We start from the raw sequence: 4729 nt of genomic DNA on the forward strand, positions 1-4729 counted from the left end.
TTTTTCTCCAAGATGATATACTTTAGAAAAGTAAGTGAGCATTTGTTTTAAATAACTTTTGTTCATTTCATCAGCATCCTTTTTATGTTTGTTTGTGGCAAAACTATTATAAAAAGGATGCTTTCTTTATGCAAATTTTTTCTCTATATTTTCCAGTAAAAATCGGAAAATACCTAATTTCTACTTACTATTTCTTAACCCTTATAAATCAACGGACTTACCACCCTAAAAATTTTCAAGTGCGAAATCTCTGAATGGTATATTGTTCATTGTAGCTTCAAGTTCACTATACTGATTTATTTTAGGTGTTATGCAGCTATTTGGAGTTAAAGCATGTATGTTTACATTTAATTCTTTACTTAAATTATATAATTGTTTTAAATCATCTAATGACATAACATTTTTTGCTATAATTTTTCCTGATTTCACTTCTTGTACAACAGCTCCATTATAAGATACAGCATATTCATTTTCATCTATAAGGTTAAGTTCCTTTAAATATTTTTCTATGCCCTTGGTTGGTCTCCCAGTAGCTAAAACAACCTTAATTCCCTTTCTTCTTGCAAATTGTATTGCTTCTAAATTTGATTTTGAAATTTCTTTATTTTCATTCAATAGAGTACCATCCATATCTAAAGCTATTAATTTATACATTTCAATTCCCTCCACAAATTATTTGATCACGATAATATTATAACAGCTATAGAGTATCATAATATTAATAATTTGTTAACATTAGGTGTATAGTGTATATTAAAATTTTGTTGGGAATAATATTAAAGGAGTATTGTTTAAAAATATATTTAATTTCTATTGATAATTATTATTTATTAATATATAATAGAAATATAATAAATTAGGAAAGAAGGGGTAACAATGGCAAGAAAAATGAAAACAATGGATGGTAATACCGCTGCAGCACATGTAGCCTATGCATTTACAGAAGTAGCTGCTATTTATCCTATAACTCCATCTTCTAATATGGCAGAAAAAGTAGACGAATGGAGTGCAGCAGGAAGAAAAAATATATTTGGTCAAGAAGTAAAGGTTATAGAAATGCAATCTGAAGCAGGTGCTGCAGGTGCGGTACATGGTTCACTTCAAAGTGGTGCATTAACTACAACATTTACTGCATCTCAAGGATTATTACTTATGATTCCTAATATGTATAAGATTGCTGGTGAATTATTACCAGGAGTATTTCATGTAAGTGCAAGAGCAATAGCAGCACATGCTCTATCAATATTTGGCGACCATCAAGATGTTATGGCAGCAAGACAAACAGGATTTGCACTACTATCTTCTGCAAGTGTTCAAGAAGCAATGGATTTAGGAGCAGTAGCTCATCTATCAGCGATAAAATCAAGGGTGCCTTTCTTACATTTCTTTGATGGATTTAGAACATCACACGAAATGCAAAAGATAGAAATACTTGAGTATGATGAATTGGCTAAACTTGTAGATTATAAAGCACTACAAGAGTTTAGAAATAGAGCATTAAAACCAGAAAGCCCAGTAACAAGAGGAACAGCTCAAAATCCAGATATATATTTTCAAGGAAGAGAAGCTGCAAACAGATTTTATGATGCAGTTCCAGATATAGTTGAATCATATATGAATGAAATCAACAAACTAACAGGAAGAAACTATAAACCTTTCAATTATTATGGTGCACCTGATGCTGAAAGAGTTATAGTCGCAATGGGTTCAGTTTGTGAAACAATTGAAACAGTAGTAGATTATTTGAATTCAAAGGGAGAAAAGGTTGGTTTATTAAAAGTTAGATTGTTTAGACCTTTCTCAATTAAACATTTTATAAATGAAATGCCTAAGTCAGTTAAGTACATAGCTGTTTTAGACAGAACAAAGGAACCAGGTTCATTAGGAGAACCATTATATGAAGATGTTAGAGCAGCATATTATGATATGAAGGATAGACCAGTTATAGTAGGCGGCAGATACGGATTAGGTTCAAAAGATACTACTCCAGGTCAAATAATTGCAGTTTTTGACAACTTAAAGCTTAATGAGCCTAAAAATAAATTTACAATAGGAATTGTAGATGATGTTACATATACATCTTTACCTATTGCAGATGAAGTTGATGTTACTCCTGAAGGAACAGTTTCATGTAAGTTTTTTGGATTTGGTTCGGATGGAACTGTTGGTGCAAACAAGAGTTCTATAAAGATTATAGGTGATAAAACAGACTTATATGCTCAAGCGTACTTTTCATATGATTCTAAAAAATCTGGTGGTGTAACAGTATCACATTTAAGATTTGGTAAAAAACCTATTAAACTTCCTTATTTGATTAAAAAGGCTGATTTTATTGCATGCCATCATCCATCTTATGTATATAAATATGATGTTTTAGAAGGAATTAAAGATGGTGGAATCTTCTTACTAAATTGTATGTGGTCTAAGGAAGAATTATCTGAAAAACTTCCTGCAGAAATGAAAAAGACCTTGGCAGAAAAGAATATTAATTTTTATATAATTAATGCCTTTGACCTTGCAAGTAAGATAGGCCTAGGTGGAAGAATAAATATGATAATGCAAACAGCATTCTTTAAACTAGCCAATATAATTCCTTTTGAAGATGCAGTTAAGTACTTAAAGGATGCAGTAGTAGAAAATTATGGATTAAAGGGCGAAGAAGTTGTTAAGATGAATCATACTGCAATTGATAAAGCAATAGAATCATTGGTTAAAGTAGATATTCCATCAGACTGGAGAAATGCTGAAGTAAATAAAAATATAGATGATAATAAACCAGAATTTATTAAGAAAATATTAGAACCAATGAATAAATTAAAGGGTGATGAATTACCAGTAAGTGCATTTGTAGGTATTGAAGATGGTACATTCCCAGCTGGTACAACAAGATATGAAAAGAGAGGAATAGCAGTTAAGGTACCTAAGTGGATACCAGAAAATTGTATTCAATGTAATCAATGTTCTTTTGTATGTCCACATGCGGTAATAAGACCATTCCTATTAACAGATGAAGAAGTTAAAAATGCACCTGAAGGATTTAAGTATCTAAAGGCAGGCGGAGGAAAGAATTTTGAAGGATATAATTTTGCGTTACAAATAAGTGTGCTTGATTGTACAGGATGTGGAAACTGTGTTCAAGTATGTCCAGCAAAGACTAAGGCACTTGAAATGGAACTAATCGAAACTCAAATGCATGAACAAAAGAACTATGATTATGCATTTAGTTTACCAATGAAACCTAATCCAATGAATAAGGAAACAATAAAGGGAAGTCAATTTGAACAACCATTATTTGAATTCCATGGAGCATGTGCAGGTTGTGGTGAAACACCATACATTAAAGTTTTAACTCAACTATATGGAGATAGAATGATTATAGCAAATGCAACAGGTTGTTCTTCAATATATGGTGGTAGTGCACCTTCTACACCATATTGTAAAAATGAAAAGGGTTTTGGACCAGCCTGGGCAAATTCACTATTTGAAGACAATGCAGAATATGGATTAGGAATTCATTTAGGAGCAAAACAAATAAGAGAAAGAATGGTAAGTAAATTACAAAGTATAGTTGAAATGATAGATGATGCTGCAGTTAAGGAAGCCGTTATAAACTATATAAACAATAATAATGATAAAAAACAATCAAGAGCTGTAGCTGAAGCAATGGTTGAAAAGCTAAAATCATATAATGCTACAAATGAAAATGTTAAGCAAGTTGTTGAAGATGTTTTAATGCATAAGGATTATCTATCAAGAAAATCAACATGGATTATAGGTGGAGATGGATGGGCGTATGATATAGGATTTGGTGGATTAGACCATGTAATTGCTTCAGGTGAAGATGTAAAGATTTTAGTTTTAGATACAGAAGTTTACTCAAATACAGGAGGTCAATCATCAAAAGCAACTCCAGCAGCAGCTATTGCACAATTTGCTGCATCTGGTAAGAAGACTAAAAAGAAGGACCTTGGTATGATGGCAATGAGCTATGGTTATGTATATGTAGCTCAGGTTGCAATGGGAGCAGATAAAAACCAATATCTAAAGGCTTTAGTTGAAGCTGAAAATTACGATGGACCAGCGGTTATAATTGCATATTCACCATGTATAAATCAAGGAATAAAGATAGGTATGGGAAATACTCAAGAAGAAGCAAAACGTGCAGTAAATGCAGGATATTGGCATCTTTATAGATATAATCCAATGCTTAAGGAAGAAGGTAAAAATCCATTTGTATTAGATTCAAAGGAACCAACAATGCCAATTAAAGATTTCTTAATGGGTGAAGTAAGATATGCAGCACTATCTAAAGTTCAACCTGAACTTGCTGAACTAATGTATAAAAAGGCTGAAGATGATTTGAAGGAAAGATACGAAGTTTATAAAAAATTAGCAGAACAGTAATTTGATTAAGGCACTGCATTGCAGTGCCTTTTAATTTAGGCTCTTTGTCAATTGTTGGGGCGGGTATTCAATTAGAATGCCTGTCCTTTCTTGTTTGAGAGTGATTTTATAAAGATAGGTTGGATGGGGGAGAGTCCCCTGCAAAAAATTGCAGGACAAAAAGACCAACGGGAGTTGGTTTTCTAAAATTTGGTATTATAATTTACTTTAATTACAGCAATGAAGAATTCTATTTCTAAACCTATCAAAGTTTTTAAAGCCGAAGGCATTTCTTTTAATAACTTTAATTTTGTTATTAAAGCCTTCAGTACAAGCATTTGTATAT

The 4729-nt window shown here is 31.9% G+C and carries 2 protein-coding genes and 1 pseudogene; 1 reads left to right on the top strand and 2 read right to left on the bottom strand.

What is annotated here, in order from left to right; translation table 11 throughout:
• Window positions 1-231: 231 nt before the first annotated feature.
• Window positions 232-654, bottom strand: a pseudogene (locus A3M9_RS13930) (HAD-IIB family hydrolase); the annotation flags it as partial.
• A 222-nt stretch (window positions 655-876) separates the two neighbouring features.
• Between A3M9_RS13930 and nifJ the strand changes: the two are divergent.
• Window positions 877-4404 (top strand): pyruvate:ferredoxin (flavodoxin) oxidoreductase, encoded by a 3528-nt coding sequence (gene nifJ, locus A3M9_RS0111995; protein WP_027309401.1) that lies wholly within the window; start codon window positions 877-879, stop codon window positions 4402-4404.
• A gap of 207 nt (window positions 4405-4611) precedes the next feature.
• Here the strand turns inward: nifJ and A3M9_RS14525 are convergent.
• Window positions 4612-4729 (bottom strand): transposase (locus A3M9_RS14525; protein WP_143290224.1); only part of this gene is annotated, 118 nt, incomplete at its 5' end.

Source organism: Caloramator sp. ALD01 (assembly GCF_000472625.1).
GTDB classification, from domain to species: domain Bacteria; phylum Bacillota; class Clostridia; order Clostridiales; family Caloramatoraceae; genus Thermobrachium; species Thermobrachium proteoclasticum.